This is a genomic window from Corallococcus macrosporus DSM 14697, assembly GCF_002305895.1.
In the GTDB taxonomy this organism is placed as follows: Bacteria; Myxococcota; Myxococcia; order Myxococcales; family Myxococcaceae; genus Myxococcus; species Myxococcus macrosporus.
Map to the genome: position 1 here is coordinate 6,990,919 of NZ_CP022203.1, position 18,353 is coordinate 7,009,271.

The following is an 18,353-nucleotide window of genomic DNA, read 5'->3' on the forward strand; positions in this document are numbered from 1 at the left end:
CACCCCATGGCACGGTTCCTGATAGCGAATTAGAGGGGAGCCGCGCGCGCCCGTCAAGGCGCCCTCGCCTGCTCCCCTGCTGTCACAAGCCATTGAACGGACACGGGAAAATTGCTCAGCCCTCCGCGCGCGCAATCACGGCCCGCGCGGCCTCCACGTCGCGCTTGATCTGCCCCGTCAGCTCGGCCACCGAGCCGAAGCGCTGCTCGGGGCGCAGGCGGTCGAGGAACTGCACGCGCAGCTCCTTGCCGTACAGGTCGCCCGCGAAGTCGAGCAGGTGCGCCTCAATCGTCACCTCGGTGCCGCCAAAGGTGGGCTTCACACCGATGTTCGCCGCGCCCCCGTGCCAGGTGCCTTTTGACTCGCCCGGCAGGTGGACGCGGATGGCATAGACGCCCGGTGCGGGGCGCAGCTCGTTCTGCGTGTCCACGTTCGCGGTGGGAAAGCCGATGCCCCGCCCCCGCCCCGCCCCCGACACCACCGTGCCGTCCAGGTCGAAGGGCCGGCCCAGCAGCCGGCGGGCCGCGGACACCCGCCCCTCCAGGATGTACTCGCGCACCCTCGAGGACGACGCCACCACGCCATCCACCGTGACGGGCGGCACCACGTGCACGGTGGCGCCGCGCCGGGACGCCGCCTCGCGCAACGTCTCCACGGTGCCCTTGCGCGCCGAGCCATAGGTGAAGTCACTGCCCACCACGACGTGCGCCACGCCGAGCGCGTCGAAGAGCGCGGCCTCGAAGTCCGCGGGCGGCGTGCGCGCGTACTCGCGCGAGAAGGGCTGCACCACCGCCGCGTCCAGGCCGCACTGCTCGAACAGCTCCAGCTTGCGCGGCAGCAGGGTGATGAGCTTCGGCGCCAGCTCCGGCTGGAGCACCTTTCCCGGGTGGGGATTGAAGGTGAAGGCGGCCGCCCGTCCGTGTCGGCGCGCCTCCGCGAAGAGGGCCTGGTGGCCCACGTGCACACCGTCGAAGTTGCCCAGCGCCAGGGCCTGTCCTGCCAGCGCCCGGCCCGCGTCCGCCACCGCAGGGAAGACCTTCATGGGCTCCCGTATACTCCAGGCTCCGCGTTTTTCCCTGGCCAAACCCGCCGCCACCATGGTTGGTGGCGCCCGCCCATGTCCCGTCCCCGCCTGCTGCCCGAGCCCGTCGGCCTCAAGTTCGTCACCCTGGAGACCCCTCCGGATTGGGATGCGGAGTTCGGCTTCAGCGGGCCGCTCGAGCTGGAGATCGGCTCCGGCGCCGGCGGACACGCCCTGGAGTACTGCCGCCGCCACCCCGAGGTGCGCTTCGTCGCCTTCGAGTGGCGCAAGAAGTACGCGCGCGACACCCAGGAGCGCGGCAACAAGGCCGGCCTGAAGAACCTGCGCGTCATCGAAGCCGACGCGCGCTTCGTCGTCCCGCGCATCTTCGCGCCCGACTCGCTCGCGGCCATCCACCTCCAGTTCCCCGACCCCTGGTGGAAGCGCTCCCACGCCAAGCGCGCCGTGATTCAGCCCGCCTTCGCGGAGCTCCTGTACGGCAAGCTCGCACCGGGCGGCCGCTTCGACATGCGCACCGATGTGCAGGACCGGGGCGTGACGATGCTCGCCATCCTGGAATCCGCTGGTTTCAAGAACCCCCTGGGTTCAGGCGTTTTCCATCCTTATGACCCGGAGGAGGTGCCCTCCACGCGCGAGCGCCGCTACCTGACCAGCGGCGAGCCCGTGTACCGGGCGCGGCTAGTGAAGCCTGCCTGACGTCGGCTTCCGGGGCGCTCGCCGAGCCCCTTGATTCCCGGTTACGGCCAGTGAGAATGGCGGTCAACCCCGCAGCGCGGGGCGACTGCTCCGGGGGCGAGACATTCATGGCGGATGGCGAACGGAAGAGGACGCTGGAGGTCGCCCGCCGTGCATCCCCCGGAGCGGACCTCAGTGGCCGCACGGTGCTCATCGTGGACGATGACCCGGCGCATGTCCGCCACGTCCGCGACGGGCTGGCCCCTCACGGTTACGTCTTCACCGAGGCCCATGACGGCGCCCAGGCGCTGTCCGCCATCCGCGAGTCCCGCCCCGACCTCATCCTCATGGACGTGGAGATGCCGGGGCTGGGCGGCGTGGAAGTGTGCCGCATCATCAAGGCGAACGGGGGCGAGGACGGCTTCGGCTTCATCCCGGTGATTCTCATGACGGCCCGGCAGGCGGCGGGCAAGGTGGAGGGGCTGGAGCTGGGGGCGGATGACTACCTGGTGAAGCCCTTCGACATGCTCGAGCTGTCGGCCCGCGTGAAGTCCATGCTGCGGCTGAAGGCGCTGCAGGACGCGCTGGTGGAGAAGAACCGCGAGCTGGACCGCGCCAACAAGGAGCTGGCGGCCCGGCGTGAAGAGCTGCTGGCGCTCAGCCGCACGGACGCGCTCACCGGGCTGTCGAACCGGCGCGCCTTCGAGGAGCGGCTGCACGAGGAGTTCGCCCGCTCGCGGCGCTACGGCGCGCCCCTGTCCCTGGTGATGCTGGATATCGACCACTTCAAGCGCATCAACGACAGCTTCGGGCACCCCTTCGGGGACCTGGTGCTGAAGGCCGTGGCCCAGACGGCGCGGGCGCGGCTGCGGGAGGTGGACCTGCTGGCGCGTTATGGCGGCGAGGAGTTCATCGCCCTGCTCCCGGAGACGGGCCCCGGGGATGCGCTCCGGGTCTGCGAACGGGTGCGGGACGCCATCGCCGGCCTGGAGCTGGAGCATGTGGGAGGCAGCGGCAAACCGGAGTGCGTGCGGCTGACCGCGTCATTGGGCGTGGCCACGGTGCCGTCGAGCGACCTGGCGAGCGCGGAGGCGCTGCTGCGGGCCGCCGACGCCAGCCTGTATGCGGCCAAGGGAGCGGGCCGCAATCGCGTCCATCAGCACGCCGCGTGACATGTCCTCACCTCGGGCTTTCCCCCGGCGGCGCTTTGACCTAAACCCCTGTCCCCATGCGTCTCTCCGCGACGATGCCCTGGCTGTTGGCGCTGGTCCTGCTGGGCTTGGCTGGCTGCAACCGGCCTCGCTTCGGCACCCCGCAGGACGCCTACACGTCCTTCCATCGGCTGGTGAAGCGAGGGGAGCTGCAGCAGGCGTGGGGCGCGCTGTCCAAGCCCACCCAGGACGCGATGGCGAAGCGGGCCCAGGCGGTGGGCGAGGCCTCCGGGGGTGAGGAAAAGCCGGAGCCCATGGCCCTCTTCTTCGCGAATGTCCCTCCGCCTCCGGATGTTACGGAGGTCTCGGTGGTTCGGGAGGAGGGAGACGTCGCGACAGTGCTCGTGCGCGCGGGAGGCAACTCCCACGAGGTCCGGATGGTCCGTGAGCCGTCCGGGTGGAAGGTCGACCTTTCAGAATCCCTCCAGCCGTGAAGCCGGGCATGCCCGGAAAACTCGCATCAGGTAACGTACGACTGTGAACGACAGGAAGACACGGCGGGTGATTCCCGCGGTCGAAGTCATCCGGCGCCCGGCGGCGACGCCCGGCACTGGCGCTCCGACCCCGACTCCGGCGCCCACGCCGCGCCCCACGCCTACCCCGCGCCCCACGGGCGCGGCGCCCACGCCCCGGCCTGCTGGCTCGGCGCCCCTGCCGACGCCTCGTCCCACGGGCGCTGCGCCGGCGCCTCGCCCGGTGCCCACGGCCGCGGACCCCACGGCGGCGCCCCCCACGCCCCGCCCCACGACGAGCGTGACGCCCGGCGCACGCCCGCTGGCTCCCCGCCCGTCGGGCCCCGGTACGGGTGCGCCTCCGGGCAGGGCTCCCGGTGGTGGCTTCGGCGGACGCCCTGGCGGCTTCCGGCCCTCCACGCCGCGGCCGCCCCCCACGCCCGAGCAGATTCAGGCGCTGGCGGTGCGCGAGCGCGTCCCGGCCCGCATCGCGAAGGGGGAGCTGGAAGGGAAGATGAAGTGCCGCATCTGGCGCAAGCTGCACGCCGAGGAGGCGAAGCGCTTCGACCAGGTGTACGAGCTGATGGGCCAGACGCCCAGCCTGTCCCTGGGGGACGCCTTCGGCGTGCTCCAGAGCGGCATGACGGTGGCGGAGTTCATGGCCCGCAAGGAGCGCACCCAGCGCAAGGCGGCCATCAAGCAGGCGCGCGGCGAGGTCGAAAACGCCGTGGTGGCGGACTTCCTGGCCCGGCTCATCAGCGACAAGGCGGAGGTCTCCGTGGTGCTCGCGGAGCGCTCCCTGCTGGACACGCTGCAGGTCGAGGAGCCCATCGCCTTCACGCTGGAGCGCACGGGCCGCCTGGAGAAGCTCCAGGTGGTGCTGCTCGCCCGGCGCGCGGACTGGGAGCGGCTGCTGCCCGGGCTGGAGCGAGACGCGAAGCTGACGCAGAAGCCGTCCGCGGTGGCGCGTCAGCCGGACAAGCGCCCGCATTCGGATCCACGCGCCTTCCTGGACCACATCGGTCAGACGGTGCGGCTGGTGCTGCGCAACGGCATCACGCTCCAGCTCCCGCTGGCGCGCGTGGGCCGGTTCGACCTGCTGCTGGGAGAGGAGGGCCACGAGGTCTTCGTGCCGCTCCACGCCCTGCTGCGCTTCGAGCCCGTCACGGTTACTCCCTCCGAAAGCGCCCCCGCGGACGAGGCCTGAGGCCCATCCCCGCGGGGGGCGCGCCCCTCACCGCCGAGACACATCCATGCGCCAGTTCATCTCCCGCATCATCAAGCCCTGGCTCGCCCTGGCCGCGACGGCCGCCATGGTGGGCATCACCCAGCAGGGCTGCACGAAGGACGCCGACGCGGCGAAGGCGCCCGCGGTCCCCGAGAAGCGGGAGAACGGCGTGCGCGTCGTCGAGCTGTCCGTCACGGAGAAGGGCTACGAGCCCAGCCCCGTGAATCTCAAGAAGGGCGAGCCGGTGAAGCTGGTGGTGACGCGCAAGACGGACCACACCTGCGCCACCGAGGTCGTCATGGACGGCTACGACATCAACACGCCGCTGCCGCTCAACGAGCCGGTGGAGATTGCCTTCACGCCGAAGGAGTCCGGCAAGCTGGTGTACGGCTGCGCCATGAACAAGATGATTTCCGGCGTTTTCATGGTGGACTGACGGACGCTGGCCGATTTCTGGGCAGCGCCGCCGGGAGGAGTAGTCTCCGCGCCCTGAATGGGCGGCGCGGCGGAGCTCTTCACCCGGCATGTCTTCCTCGACCTCGAAACCACGGGGCTGGACCCGCGTGTGGACGAGGTCATCGAGCTGGGCTGCATCTTCTTCGAGAACGGGCGCGAGGTGGAGCGCTTCGCCCGCCTGTACTCGGCCTCGCGGCCCCTCCCCCTCACCATCCGGCGGCTGACGGGCCTGACGGACGAGGACCTGGAGGGGCGTCCGCGCTTCGGCACCGACCTGGCCGAGCTGCGGGAGAAGCTGTCCGGCTGGACGGTGGTGGCGCACAACGCGCCCTTTGAAAAAGGCTTCCTGCCGGACCTGCTGGGGCCCATCCGCGCGCCGGTGCTCGACTCGTGCGAGCTGATGCACTACCTGCACCCGGAGCTGACCAGCCACTCGCTGGAGTCGCTGCTGCGGTGGGCCGGGCTGGCGCTGCGGCAGCCGCACCGCGCGGTGTCGGACTGCGAGGCGGTGTACTCGGTGCTGGTGCACGCCATGGACCGCTGTGTCCGTGAGGGCCGGGGCGATGACGTGGTGGACCTGCTCGCCGCGTTGGACCCGCGCAAGGGCGCGGAGCTGCGCCTGGCCATGGAGGGCGTGGGCCTGAAGGACGGCGCGAGCGGCGCGTTCGACTACGAGGAATGGCCGCTGGTGGACCTGCTGTCGCGCCTGGCCGCCGCGTGCCGCGCGGAGGCCGCGCCGCTGGCGCTGGAGGCCCAGGGCTTCTTGCGAGGGAAGCCAGAGCGAAGGCGCGCGGGAGGCGCCCCGGCGCTGCCTGAGCCCGAAGCCGAGGCCCCTGTGCTCCCGGTGCGTCCGGAGGAGGTCTCCGCGCTGCTCGGCGCAGGTGGCGCACTGGAGCAGGCCGGTGAAGGGTTCATGAGCCGGACCGCGCAGCTCGACGTGGCGCAGGCCGTGGCGCGGGCGCTTTCGGACGGCGGGCAGCTCGCGGTCGAAGCGGGCACGGGCACGGGCAAGTCGCTGGCGTACCTGGCTCCCGCCGCGCTCTTCGCGGCGCGCAACGGCCGCAAGGTCGGCGTGGCGCCGCATACGAAGACGCTCCAGGACCAGCTCCTGGAGAAGGACCTGCCCCGGCTGCACCGGGCCACGAAGGGCGCCTTCGGCTATGCGTTGCTGAAGGGCCAGACGAACTACCTGTGCCGCCGCCGCGCGCTGGAGGCGACGCGGGTGGAGCCCGGCATGGGGCACTCCGCGCGCGCGCCCCGGGCGTACCTGCGGGCGTACCTGCGCCGCAGCGGTGAGGGCGACCTGGACAGGCTGAGCCACTGGTTCCGCGAGCGCTTCCCCGTGCTGATGGCGCTGGTGCCCGCCGTGCGCTCCGAAGCGTCCACGACGCTGGGCGAGAAGTGCCCGCACTTCCACCGCTGCTTCTACCACTCGGCCGTGGCCCAGGCCCGGGACGCGGACGTGCTCGTCATCAACCAGTCGCTGGCGTTCGCGTGGCCCGCGCGCTACCCGAAGCTGGACCACCTGGTCCTCGACGAGGCGCACGAGGTGGAGGACGTCGCCACCACCGCGCTGGCGCTGGAGCTGTCGGACCTCGCCTTCCTGCGCCTCACGGAGCGGCTGCACGGCAGGGATGGACGGCGCGGCCTGTTCGCCGAGCTGCGCAAGGCCCTGAGCGCCTCGCGCCGGGCGGAGACACGCTCGCTGATGGGCGAGGTAGAGGATGGCCTGCGCCGACTGCTCGATGACGCGCGCGACCTCGGTGCTCGTGTCACGGAGCTGTGTGAGCCCGCCGCAACCGCCGTGGGCGAGGACCCGGACGAGGGTGCGTACTCTCCCGAGCTGCGCATCACCGCGACCGTGCGCGCCCTGCCCGCCTGGGAGCCGGTGCGCGAAGGACTGGAGGCCGTGCGCGGCGCGCTCCAGGCGCTGCATGTCCTGCTGTCCGTGCGCGTGCTGGCCGCCCTCCCCGAGCTGGCCGCCCGGCAGCCCGCGCTGGAGCGGGAGCTGTCCGGCGCCACCACGGAGCTGGGCGAGCTGGCGGTGCTCGCGGGCGAGCTGTCCGGTGAAGCCTCGCCGGGCCGGTGCTACGCCGCGACGTCGGAGCCGAAGCGGCAGCGGTGGAGCCTGAGCGCCCAGCCCGTGGACGTCTCCGCCTACGTGTCGAAGGACTTCGCGGAGAGCAAGCGCACGCTGGTGCTCGCGTCCGCGACCCTGGGCACTGGCGACGGGTTTCCCTTCGTCCTCCGCCGGCTGGGACTCGACGGACGTGGGGGCAAGACCGCACCCCGGCTCGTCCGCGCGGCCACGCCGTTCAAGCTGCATGAGCAGGCGCTGGTGGTGCTCGTCACCGATGCGCCTCGCGCGCACGAGGAGGCCTTCGTGGAGTGGGCCTCGCTCCGGATTTCGGGCCTGGCGCAGACGATGGGTGGCCGGGTGCTGGGGCTGTTCGCCTCCACGCGCCGCATGGAGCGCGTGGGCTCGAGCGTGCGCACCCGTCTGGACCCGCTGGGCATCGAGGTGCTGCGGCAGTCGCGCGGGCACAGCCGTTCACTGGCGGCCCGGCAGGAGAAGGACACGGGCACCGTGCTGCTGGGGACCAAGAGCTTCTGGCAGGGCGTGGACATCCCCGGCCGAGGCGTGGGCTGCGTGTTCATCGACAAGCTGCCCCTGGAGCCCGCCATGCGCCCGCTGGTGGCCGCGCGCGAGGAGCCGCTGTCACGCAACGGCGGCGAGTACATGGGCTTCCTGCACTACCGACTGCCCCGTGCGCTGCTCCAGTTGCGGCAGGGCGTGGGCCGCCTCATCCGGGCCACGACGGACCGGGGCGTGGTCATCATCTCGGACCCGGGGCACCCCAGCTACCGGGGCCACCTGATGAACGCGCTGGAGGGATACCGCGTCGAGGCGCTGCCGTGGGCCCAGGCCCGGCTGCGCATCCACGCGATGCTGAAGGAGACGGGGCTCACCGTGGAGTCAGGACCCGCGCGGTCCTGGGGGTGAGCCCCGGGCGGGCTCAGTCCGCGAGCCGGGCGCGGTAGCGCGCGTCCAGGGCGCGGAGCTCGTGGAGGAGCTCGGCGGAAGCCCCCGAGCGCTCCGCGACCTCAAGGGCGTTCGACAAGGTCCTCGCGTCCTCTTCGCTCTGCTCGCGGAGGCGCTGCACCATCTTCCGCGTGGCCTCGAAGAGGTCCTGGAGCTCGTCGCCATCCCGGAGCCCGTGCTGCGGCGCACGCAGGTGGCCCTCCTGGACCTCCTGCACCAGACGGCGGATGCGGAAGAGCGGCCCCGCCACCTTGTGCGTCACGACGATGGTCCCCAGCCCCACCACCGCGATGAAGGCGACCAGGAAGCCGCCCAGCGCCCACCCGGTGAGCTTCTGCTGCCGCTCCAGCTCCGCGCGCTGGGCGACGATGGCGGCGCGCTCGGCCTCGTAGGCCGCGTCGATTGCCTTCGCCTTCTCGCGGAAGGTCGCCTCGAAGGCGGGGTCGTCCATCCGGGTCAGCAGCTCGTTGGAGAGCGTGGCGCCGGACAGCTCGCGGCTGACCTCCGCCGCCTGGGAGCGGGCCTCCACCGCCGCGGCCGTCTCGCGCATCAGCGCCTGCGCGCCTCGCACGAGGACCACGCCCAGCAGCGCCGACAGCACGAGCGTCACCGAGACGATGTAGCCCGTCAGCTTGAGCTGGAAGCTCGTGTCGAGGAGGAAGTTGCGCCAGCGCCGCTTGGCGGGCGTCAGGGGCGCCGTGGTCGTCGTCATGTCTCGCTGCTCCACTCGAAGGTCTCCGCCGCTTCCTCCACCGCGCGAGGTACCAGCGCCTTGAGGAGGTCTCCAGGCTGAGCGCCCGCGGCATTCACTTCCACCTGCCCCATCAGCGACAGCTCCGGGTACGTGAGGCACACGAGCGCCACCCGCAGCCCACCGCTGTCCGTCGCATGCAGCTCCGGGGTGATGCGATAGCCCCGCACCCGGAGCTTCTTCAGCGTGCCCTTCGCGGCCGACTTCGTCTCCTTCGCGGGCGCCATCCGCGCCCCGCTCCGCATCAGCCGCGAGCGCAGCCGCGCCTCCGTCGCCTTCACCAACTCCGCGGGGAGCTTGCCCGTGCGGTCCTTCACCGCCTCGAGCTGCACGTAGAAGCGCGGCGGACGGGACTGGAACTCCTTCAGCGCGTCCACGGCCTCGCTCACCGCGGCCTGGACCGTCGCGTCCGCGTCCGACTTGTGGGCCTGGAGGCAGTCGAGCCCGTCGAGCTCCAGCAGCTTCGCCAGCCCCTTGGCCGCGGCGGCGCGCACCAGCTCGCTCTCGTCCTTCAAGCCCGTGCACAGCAGCGGCACGGCCTCCGGGTCCTCCGTGGCGCCGAGCACCAGCGCCGCCTGCGAGCGGGAGCGCGGGTCCTTGCTCTTCTGGAGCTGCTTGCCCAGGAAGGCAATACGAGAGCTCCCCTGGGCCAGGGCCGCGCAAGGCGCGAGGAGCAGCAGGACGAGGGCGGAGGAAAGCAGCTGCATGTGCAGGGAGGGAATCCGGAGAGTCTAACGCCGTATGACGATTGGCGAACAGTTGCATGGCCTTGCACATGGAGGACAGTGGGTCAGGTCCACTCCTGCCCTGGAGGGCCTTCGCCCCTGTGGGTTCAGGTGTCTGTTCAGACCTGGGACGCCAGTGGCGCGCCCCCATCAGCGAGGTCGGAGACAGGCTCCAGCAGCCCACACGCCCCCTGCCCCCGACGCCTCCGCGCCAGGAGGACCGGCAGGAATCGAGCCATCAACTCGGGGATGTGGCCTTGATGGGGTAATGTGCGCAGCTCCAGGAGGGCTCACCAGGTGTCTTTCACGTCCCGGTTGGAAGGTCTGCTCCAGAACGTGGGGTTGGGCGGTATCGTGGGTGAGGTGCGCGCGCGGCTCGGGCTCAAGGAGTCCCGGGACACCTCCGCGCCCCGGACCGCCGACTTCCCCGCACCTGCGCCCCGGGGTGCCCCTCAGCAGACCGTGGTTGAGCGCACCCCGCGTCCCAGGCCCTCCATCCCGCAGCCCTCCGAGGCAGTGTCGGCGCCTGAGCCGACCGTGGCCGAGCGCACGCCGGCCCGTGGTGCGGTGACGACCGACGCGGACGCACCTTCGACCGCTCAGCCTTCAGCGCCGGAGCCCTCCCGGAAGGCGGCGGCGAAGGCACCGCGCTCCGGGGTGAAAAAGAAGAAGCCCGCTGCGAAGAAGGCCCAGGCAAGCACGGGCGCCAAGGCAGAGAAGAAGACGGCCCACCCGGCCGCGAAGCCCAAGAAGCGCGTGCGCGCCGCGAAGGAAGCCGCTGCACCCGCGACAGGAAATGGCAGCACGGCCGTGGACCAACTGCTGACCGCTCTGCGCAGCCACCCGCGTCAACAGGAGTTCATCTCGGCGGGCAAGCAGAAGGACCAGCTCGTGCGGTCGCTCATCCCCCTCTACCTCGCGCGCTCGCTCGACGCGGATTTCGAAGTGACGTCTGGAACGACGTCACGGTTCTGGGGCGAGCTCGGCGTTACCTACGCAGCGCCGAATGCGGCCAAGGCGCTCCGCCTGCATGGCGGTTACGCGCAGGACACCAAGAAGGGCAAAGCCATCACCTCCCGGGGCGTTCAGTATGTGGAAGAAATGCTGAGCCGATTCGGAGATGCCTCTTCAGGCGCCTGAATGACGAGCAGTCGTGATGGGAGGCAGGGTGATGGGCTCTCCGCGCCCTCACTCGCTTTGGTCCGTGGGCGGAGCATCAGCAGTCCGCCATGCGCCAGCGTGAACGCCATACTGGAACCAAGCCTGATGCATCGCCCCGTCAAGGCTTGCGTGCCATGTATCGCCCAAGCATCTGGCTGAGCCATCCCAGACGAACAACAGAAAGGCTCCGTCTTCTTCGTCGATCTCAAGCGACACCGGCCACCCGCATTCTGGCTGCGTTGATGGCTCAGTTGCAGCGGACTCTGACATTGAGTCCACTCGCTCATGCGGTATCTGGGCAATGAGCCTGAGTCCCATGGAGTCGTATTCCTCGCGCCCCTGCGCCAATCCCTTACTTCTTGAGGGCTGCCTGCACCGGAGCGCCGTAGCAGCCTCGTGACACCAGTTCCGATGCAGCCGTCGACCTGTGCACGTTGGCCAGGTTGGCGGCCTGACGGGATTCCTTGGGGCCGAAACGGGGCGCTCGCCAAGCCCCGCCGGTCGCCGCCCAGGCCGCCAACCGGGTCAGTCCGGGGCTCCGGGGGTCGTCCGGCCCCTCATGCAACCTCCAAGAACTCCTGCGAAGCCGCCTCTTGTGGCATATACCCACACCATGCCTTCCGCCCTGACCGCCTCCGAGATCCGCGAGGCGTTCCTCAAGTTCTTCGAGGAGCGCGGCCACCGCCGTGTGGCGTCCTCCTCCCTGGTGCCCGCCAACGACCCGACGCTGATGTTCACCAACGCGGGCATGGTGCAGTTCAAGGACGTCTTCACCGGCCGTGAGACGCGCGACTACCGCCGCGCCACCACGTCGCAGAAGTGCGTGCGCGCCGGCGGCAAGCACAACGACCTCGACAACGTCGGCTTCACCGCCCGGCACCACACGTTCTTCGAGATGCTCGGGAACTTCTCCTTCGGCGACTACTTCAAGCCCGACGCCATCGCGTACGGCTGGGAGTTCGTCACCCGGACGCTCGGCCTGTCCACCGACCGGCTCGCCGTCACCGTGTTCAACGGCGAGGGCGGCACCCCGTGGGACGAAGAGGCCTACGAGCTGTGGAAGAAGCAGGGCGTCCCCGCCGAGCGTATCTACAAGCTCGGCCTCAAGGACAACTTCTGGGCCATGGGCGACACCGGCCCCTGCGGCCCCTGCTCCGAAATCCACTACCACCAGGGCGACGACATCCCCTGTGCCGAAGAGGCCGAGGGCAAGAAGTGTCTGGGCGTCGCGTGTGACTGCGACCGGTGGCTCGAAATCTGGAACCTCGTGTTCATGCAGTTCGAACGCAAGGAGAAGGACGCGCCCCTCATCCCCCTGCCGAAGCCGTCCATCGACACCGGCGCGGGCCTGGAGCGCATCGCCGCCGTCGTCCAGGGCAAGCGGTCCAACTACGAGACCGACCTCTTCCAGAACATCCTCGCCACCGTCAGCGAGCTGTGCGGCAAGCCCTACGCCCAGGAGACCGGGGCGTCCCAGCGCGTCGTCGCCGACCACAGCCGCGCGGCGGCGTTCCTCATCTCGGACGGCGTCCAGCCCTCCAACGAGGGCCGCGGCTACGTCCTGCGCCGCATCATGCGCCGCGCCATCCGGCACGGCACCCAGCTCGGACTGGACGACGTCTTCTTCTTCAAGGTCGTCGACCGCGTCATCGAGCTGATGAGCGACGCCTACCCCGAGCTCAAGGAGAGCCGCACCTTCATCCTGGAGGTCTGCCGGCACGAGGAGACCAGCTTCCGCCAGACGCTCAGCCGCGGACTCAAGCTCATCGAGGAGGAGCTGTCCAAGCTGCAGAAGGCCGGCGGCAAGCAGCTCTCCGGCGACGTCGTCTTCCTGCTCCACGGCACCTACGGCTTCCCGTGGGACCTCACGCAGATCATCGCCAAGGAGCGTGGCTTCGATGTGGACCTGCCCCGCTTCGAGCAAATCCTCGAAGAGGAGGCGAACAAGAACAAGTTCGCGGGCTCCGGTGAGAAGGCCACGGGCGAGGTCTACCTGAAGCTGGCGGAGCGGCTCGGGACCACGGAGTTCCTCGGCTACGAGGGCGAGGGCCACGAAGGTGAAGGCAGCATCCGCGCCATCGTGAAGGACGGCGTCGAGGTGACGCAGGCGTCCCAGGGCGACACGGTGGAGCTGGTCCTGGACCGCACGCCCTTCTACGGCGAGTCCGGCGGCCAGATGGGCGACACCGGCCGCGTCGTCGGCCACGGCGGCAAGGCGGTGGCGAAGGTCACCGACGCGCAGCGCCCCGTGCCGGGCCTGGTGGTCCACTCGGTCGAGGTCTCCGAGGGCACCTTCAAGGTCGGCGACATGGTCCAGGCCGGCGTGGACGCGGAGCGCCGCAAGTCCATCCGCGCGAACCACTCCGCGACGCACCTGCTGCACAAGGCGCTCAAGCTCGTGCTCGGTGAGCACGTGAAGCAGGCGGGCTCTGTCGTCGCGCCGGACTACCTGCGCTTCGACTTCGCGCACTTCTCCCCCGCCACGTCCGCGCAGCTCGAGCAGGTCGAGGACCTGGTCAACGGCTGGATTCGCGACAACGCGGGCGCCGAGACGCGCATCATGAGCCTGGAGGACGCGAAGAAGTCCGGCGCGGTCGCCATGTTCGGCGAGAAGTACGGCGAGACGGTCCGCGTCGTCACCGTGCACCCCGAGTCCACCGAGCTGTGCGGCGGCACCCACGTGCGCCGCAGCGGTGACATCGGCCTGTTCAAGATTACCAGCGAGAGCGGCGTGGCGTCCGGCGTGCGCCGCATCGTCGCGCTGACGGGCATCGGCGCGCTCCAGTACGTCCGCGAGCAGGAGCACGAGCTGCGCAAGGTGGCCGAGCTGTTCAAGTCCAACTCGAAGGACGTCTCCAAGCGCGTCGAGGCGACCCAGAAGCGCGTGAAGGAGCTGGAGCGCAAGGTCGAGGAAGTCGCCGTCAAGGCGCAGACGGCCAGCAGCAAGGACCTGCTGGAGCAGGCGCGCGATGTGAATGGCATGAAGGTCCTGGCCACGAAGGTGGACGCGGCGGACGACAACGTCCTGCGCGGCATGGCGGACCAGCTCCGGGACCGCATCCGCTCGGGCGTGGTCGCCATCGGCGGCGAGAAGGACGGCCGGGCCATCATCCTGGTCGCGGCCACCAAGGACGTCGTGGCCAAGGGCATCAACGCCGGCGCGCTGGTGCGCGAGATGGCCAAGGAAGTCGGCGGAAAGGGCGGCGGCAAGGCGGAGATGGCCCAGGCCGGTGGCCCGGATGCCTCGAAGCTCCCCGCGGCGCTGGAGAAGCTGTACGAGTTGGTGAAGGGCGTGGGCACCGCGTGATGAACCACCGGGCCTCCGCTTCCGTGGCGCTTCTGGCGGCCACCCTCGTGCTGGGTGGCTGCAAGGAGGAGTCCGTCCCTGACTACGGAGGGACGGGCGACGACCGCACGCTCCAGAAGCTCCGCCAGGAAGTGGACCGGGTGAACCAGGGAGGCCGTCCCTCCCAGGGCCCCGAGGCCACGCGCGGAGACCCGAACGCGAACCTCGCGGGACTGGCCGCGGGCATCAACGTCCCCGCCGAACGCACCTGGGAGCTCCCCTCCCCCAACGAGGCCGTGCGGCTGGACACCCTGTCCGTGAAGCTCACGGGGCTGGAGGCTTCGCACTCGGTGAAGGGCTCGGGGAAGGTGAGCCTCACCTCCGAGGACCTGTTCTTCCGCGTGCAGCTCCTGACGCAGAACGTGGGCGGCGCGCCGCTCGCCCTGGACCTGGACGGCGCGAAGCTCTTCGGGGCGCAGGGCCAGTCGTACGGCGTGGCCCGGGACGCCCAGGTGGTCGGGGGCACCCGGCCCCTTCATCGCACCTGGGCTCCGGACGAGCGCACCGACGTGGTCCTCCTGTTCGAGCTTCCTCCAGAGGCCCTTCGGGACGACGGGCTGCACCTGTTGCTTCAGGGCTCCGGGGGGGATGTGCGGATTCCCTTGAAATGAGCGGGACCGCGTCCAGCCTCCTCCCGCTTCGCATCCGCCTCCCGTACACGACGGAGGAGGAGTTCATCGACAAGTACGGCTCGAACGTGGCGCGCGGTGGCGTGTTCGTCGCCACGCGCGCCATGAAGCCCGAGGGTACGGGGCTGGCGTTCGAGTTCGTCCTGGCCGACGGGACACGGCTGCTTCGCGGCGAAGGCGTCGTCGTGAAGGCCCAGGTGGACACGACGGGCGGGCGTACCGGCATGACGGTCCGCTTCGTGAAGCTGGACGCCGCGAGCAAGTCGCTCATCGACCGCGTGCTGGCACGGCGTACCGGAGGCGTGGAGCCGCAAGCTCCGGCGCAGGCCGCGCCTCCGGCGACAACGCCTGCGCCCACGCCACCTCCAGGACTGGTCCGCCGGGCACCTGGTGCGAAGACTTCGAACCCGGCGCGTGCCGTGATGTCGTCCCCCGTGGCTTCCCCTGAAGAGACGCGCGACGAGGGAGCCTCGGCACGGGTCGCTGACAGCAGGGCCGCTGTGCCGAATGCTGCGGCCGTTCCGGAAGCCGCACCCTTCGCGACTCCTGAGCGCGAAGAGGAGGCTCGCTCGGCTACCGCGGACTCCCCCCCGGAAGCACCCGCCTCCGAACCCGGGCAAGAACCGGAAGCGACCGGTGCCAGCGCTGAGACGGATGCGATGTCCGCTGAGTCTGGCGCGAGCACGACTGATGACCAGGCCGGGTTCAGTGACAGTGCAGCCACGGAGCCACAGGGTTCGGACGCCCCAGACTCGGACGAGCGCCCGGCACTGGCCACCCCGCGTTTCGACGCCGACTCGAGTGACGGGCTCGACTTCGCCATTACGGCCAGCCTCGCTGCGTCGGCGGATGCCGTCACCAGCGACGAGGCCCCCCCCGCGTCAGTGACCGAGGCGATGGCAGAAGCTGCGGCCACGCCGCCCATCCACGCCCGTGCCACAGGCGAACCGGCCCCGACGGACGCCGCATTGCCGGCCGCGGCCACGCCGACCGAGCACGCGCCGGACGCATCCAACGCTGCTGTGTCTTCAGCGCCCAAGCCCGAAGCCACGGCAGACGACTCCTCACCCACTGAAACACCCGCAGCGGCTGCGGTCACGAGCGAAGCTCCCGGCACCGGTGCGGCCCCTGCGTCTTCCGAGACGGCGGCGCTCCCGAGCGAGACGCCCAACGCGGAAGAAGGCGACGCATCCACCACGAGGAGCCCTGCCGCGGCGTCCTCCATGAGCGCCGCGCTCGATATTGAAGCAGTCAACGCCGCGCTCCCTGAGTCTCCCGCCGCAGCGCCAACGAGCCCCCAAGAAAGTCCCTCAGCCGTCACACCGGCGACCACGGCGGACGAAACCTCCGGCACGCTGGAATCGTCCACGCAACCAGGGGCCGAGCTTCCGAGCGCACCTGAAGCCGACAAGACTTCGTCCGGAGACGCCTCCCCGACCTCGAAGTCCACTGAACGCGCGGAGGCCCCCACTGCGTCCGACGAGGCGCAGTTTCAGGCACCAGCACTGGCTCTCACAATCGACCTGAGCCCACGTCGAGAGCCAGCGCCTGCCAACATTGCGCCCCCGAGCGCCACGGCCTCAGCCGAAGCCGAGACGCCCCAGGCCGCCCACAGCGAAACGACTCCGCCCAGCACCGCGACACCCGGGTCCGCGCACAGCGAAACGACTCCGCCCAGCACCGCGACACCCGGGTCCGCGCACAGCGAAACGACTCTGCCCAGCACCGCAACACCCGAGGCAGCTCACAGCGAAACGACTCCGCCCAGCACCGCGACACCCGAGGCCGCTCACAACGAAACGACTCCGCCCAGCACCGAGACGCTCCAGGCCACTCAGGACGAAACGGCTCCGTCCAGCACCGCCACGGATACAGAATCGGCAGGCCCAGCCCCCGTCCGTACCGACGCCGAGCCCTCGCCCGTCGTCGCCCTGGACTCGGATGCGCCACGCAATCGGCGTCGTGCCCTGCTCGAAGTCCCCATCGCGCAGCCGGCCTCGACGCCCGCGCTGCCCGAGGTGGTGCTGGGCATCGACCTGGGCACCTCACATGCGCGCGTCGCTGTCGTCCAGGACGGAACGCCCACGCTCATCCCGCTCCCCGGCACCGACACCACGGACCTTCCCTCACTCATCGCGGTGAATGGCACCGGTGACCTCGTCGTCGGCGCCGCGGCGCGGACGGAAGGACAGCGCGCGCCCCGCCGCGCCATCTCCGGCCTCAAGCGGCTGCTCGGGCTGAAGGCGCGTTCCCCCCAGCTCCGCTGGCTCGCCCCGCTGCTCCCCTTCCCCGTCACCCCGGATGCGAATGGGGACTCCGGCGTCGAGGTCCGAGGCCGCGTCATCTCGCCCACCCTCTTCACGGCCATGCTGCTTCGCGAGCTGAAGCACGCCGCCTCGGCCCACCTGGGCCGCAAGCCGACCCGCGCCGTCATCTGCGCGCCCACCCACTTCACCGACCGCCAGTGCGCGGCGCTCCGAGAAGCCGCCTCGCTCGCGGGCCTCGATGCGCAGCGCATCCTCACCGCCCCCGCGGCGGCGGCGCTCGCCTACGCACATGGGCGGGGACTCGCGCGCAAGCGCGTGCTCGTGGTGGACCTCGGAGGCGGTGGCCTCCAGGTCTGCGTGGTGCAAGTCACCGGCGACGACCTCGAGGTCATCACCACCGGCGGCGACGCCACCATCGGCGGCATGGACTTCGATGCACGCATCGCCGAGGCCATCGCCAGCGACCTCTCCGAACAGGGTGTGCCCAAGCCGGACCACCCTCTCGACTGGTCCCCGCTGCGCATCGCCGCCGAGTCCGCCAAGGTGGCCCTCTCCACGCAGGAGCAGGTGGACGTCTCCCTTTCTTCGGGCACCGTGCCGCCCCTCAGCCGGGAGCGCGTGGAGGCCCTCACCGCCGACCTCGCCCAGCGTGTCACCACCGTGGTCCGCGACGTGCTCGAATCCAACGCGCTGTCCCCACAGGGCCTGGACGCGGTGCTCCTCGTCGGTGGGCAGAGCGCCACGCCGATGGTCCGCCGCCGGCTCGAGGAGAGCCTGGGCGTGAGCGTGCGTGAGGACGTGGACGCGCGAGGCAGCGTGGCCCTCGGTGCCGCCCTGCTCGGGCAGGGGCTGCTGCTCGCGGAGGCAGGCAAGCCCGCGGCCACCGTGTCCGAGGTGCTCTCCTCGCCGCTCGCCGTCGCCGAGCGCGGAGGCACCCTGCGCCGCGTCCTCGAACGGAACACCCGCCTGCCCGCGACCAAGACGCTGGTGCTGCCCTCCGCCCCCGGCCCGCTCGAGCTCGCGCTCTTCCAGGGGACGCCGACGCAGGCCTCGGACGCCGAGTACCTCGGCCAGCTCACCCTCGACGTGGAGCGCGCGGGCGAGGTGGAGCTGCACCTGGCGCTCTCCGCGGATGGCGCCCTGTCCCTGGAGGCCACGCTGCCGGGCGTGAAGCGGCACGCGGTGACGCTCGTCACGGAGCCCCTGGACGACGCGGCCTTCGACGCGCTCCTCGCCCGCTCCCCGCTGGTCCCCGAGCCGGAGCCCCGCCCGGGTGGCCTGCTGTCCGGGCTGAAGAAGCTCTTCGGCCGCCGCTAAGCCCCTGCCCGCCCGTCCGCGCGGAGACCGCCGCATCCCCGCCCCGTGGG

At 70.9% G+C, this 18,353-nt stretch carries 13 protein-coding genes and 1 pseudogene; 11 read left to right on the top strand and 3 right to left on the bottom strand.

The window, feature by feature from the left end; all coding sequences use genetic code 11:
• Positions 1–115: 115 nt before the first annotated feature.
• Complete coding sequence (locus MYMAC_RS28120) at positions 116–1,042, bottom strand: bifunctional riboflavin kinase/FAD synthetase (protein WP_095960314.1); 927 nt, start codon at positions 1,040–1,042, stop codon at positions 116–118.
• A gap of 75 nt (positions 1,043–1,117) precedes the next feature.
• Here MYMAC_RS28120 and trmB point away from each other — a divergent pair, with 75 nt between their 5' ends.
• The 6 genes from trmB to MYMAC_RS28150 all read left to right on the top strand — a co-directional run bounded on the left by trmB (position 1,118) and on the right by MYMAC_RS28150 (position 8,068).
• Complete coding sequence (gene trmB / locus MYMAC_RS28125; protein ID WP_013942231.1) at positions 1,118–1,738, top strand: tRNA (guanine(46)-N(7))-methyltransferase TrmB; 621 nt, start codon at positions 1,118–1,120, stop codon at positions 1,736–1,738.
• A 107-nt stretch (positions 1,739–1,845) separates the two neighbouring features.
• Positions 1,846–2,889, top strand: coding sequence for a diguanylate cyclase (locus MYMAC_RS28130; RefSeq protein ID WP_095960315.1), 1,044 nt, complete (start codon positions 1,846–1,848; stop codon positions 2,887–2,889).
• A gap of 56 nt (positions 2,890–2,945) precedes the next feature.
• Complete coding sequence (locus MYMAC_RS28135) at positions 2,946–3,362, top strand: nuclear transport factor 2 family protein (protein WP_095960316.1); 417 nt, start codon at positions 2,946–2,948, stop codon at positions 3,360–3,362.
• A gap of 67 nt (positions 3,363–3,429) precedes the next feature.
• Positions 3,430–4,587 carry a hypothetical protein gene (locus MYMAC_RS28140; protein ID WP_239989060.1) on the top strand — a complete coding sequence of 386 codons (1,158 nt, stop codon included), beginning with the start codon at positions 3,430–3,432 and terminating at the stop codon, positions 4,585–4,587.
• A 46-nt stretch (positions 4,588–4,633) separates the two neighbouring features.
• Positions 4,634–5,044: a cupredoxin domain-containing protein gene (locus MYMAC_RS28145; RefSeq protein ID WP_095960318.1), complete on the top strand. Its 411-nt coding sequence runs from the start codon at positions 4,634–4,636 to the stop codon at positions 5,042–5,044.
• A 57-nt stretch (positions 5,045–5,101) separates the two neighbouring features.
• A complete protein-coding gene (locus MYMAC_RS28150; protein ID WP_095960319.1) occupies positions 5,102–8,068 on the top strand; it encodes a helicase C-terminal domain-containing protein in 2,967 nt (988 codons plus the stop codon).
• A gap of 13 nt (positions 8,069–8,081) precedes the next feature.
• Here the strand turns inward: MYMAC_RS28150 and MYMAC_RS28155 are convergent, their stop codons facing one another.
• Both MYMAC_RS28155 and MYMAC_RS28160 read right to left on the bottom strand, forming a co-directional pair.
• Positions 8,082–8,819, bottom strand: a complete 738-nt coding sequence (locus MYMAC_RS28155; protein WP_013942237.1) for a sensor histidine kinase — start codon at positions 8,817–8,819, stop codon at positions 8,082–8,084.
• Positions 8,816–9,565, bottom strand: a complete 750-nt coding sequence (locus MYMAC_RS28160; protein ID WP_095960320.1) for a HEAT repeat domain-containing protein — start codon at positions 9,563–9,565, stop codon at positions 8,816–8,818. The genes MYMAC_RS28155 and MYMAC_RS28160 overlap by 4 nt, the downstream gene beginning before the upstream one ends.
• A gap of 555 nt (positions 9,566–10,120) precedes the next feature.
• Between MYMAC_RS28160 and MYMAC_RS28165 the strand changes: the two genes are divergently transcribed.
• From MYMAC_RS28165 to MYMAC_RS28185, 5 genes and pseudogenes are all read left to right on the top strand, one after another.
• On the top strand, positions 10,121–10,723 hold the full coding sequence (locus MYMAC_RS28165) for a hypothetical protein (protein ID WP_239989061.1): 603 nt from the start codon (positions 10,121–10,123) through the stop codon (positions 10,721–10,723).
• A gap of 634 nt (positions 10,724–11,357) precedes the next feature.
• Positions 11,358–14,051 (top strand): alanine--tRNA ligase, encoded by a 2,694-nt coding sequence (gene alaS, locus MYMAC_RS28170; RefSeq protein ID WP_095960322.1) that lies wholly within the window; start codon positions 11,358–11,360, stop codon positions 14,049–14,051.
• Entirely contained in the window at positions 14,048–14,701 is a 654-nt protein-coding gene (locus MYMAC_RS28175; protein WP_095960323.1) for a hypothetical protein, read from the top strand. Before alaS ends, MYMAC_RS28175 begins: the two co-directional genes overlap by 4 nt.
• Positions 14,698–14,991: pseudogene (locus MYMAC_RS38050) on the top strand (TIGR02266 family protein); the annotation flags it as partial. The gene MYMAC_RS28175 and the pseudogene MYMAC_RS38050, both read left to right, overlap by 4 nt.
• 1,749 nt (positions 14,992–16,740) lie before the next feature.
• Complete coding sequence (locus MYMAC_RS28185) at positions 16,741–18,303, top strand: Hsp70 family protein (protein WP_420810054.1); 1,563 nt, start codon at positions 16,741–16,743, stop codon at positions 18,301–18,303.
• The last annotated feature ends 50 nt before the right edge of the window (positions 18,304–18,353 follow it).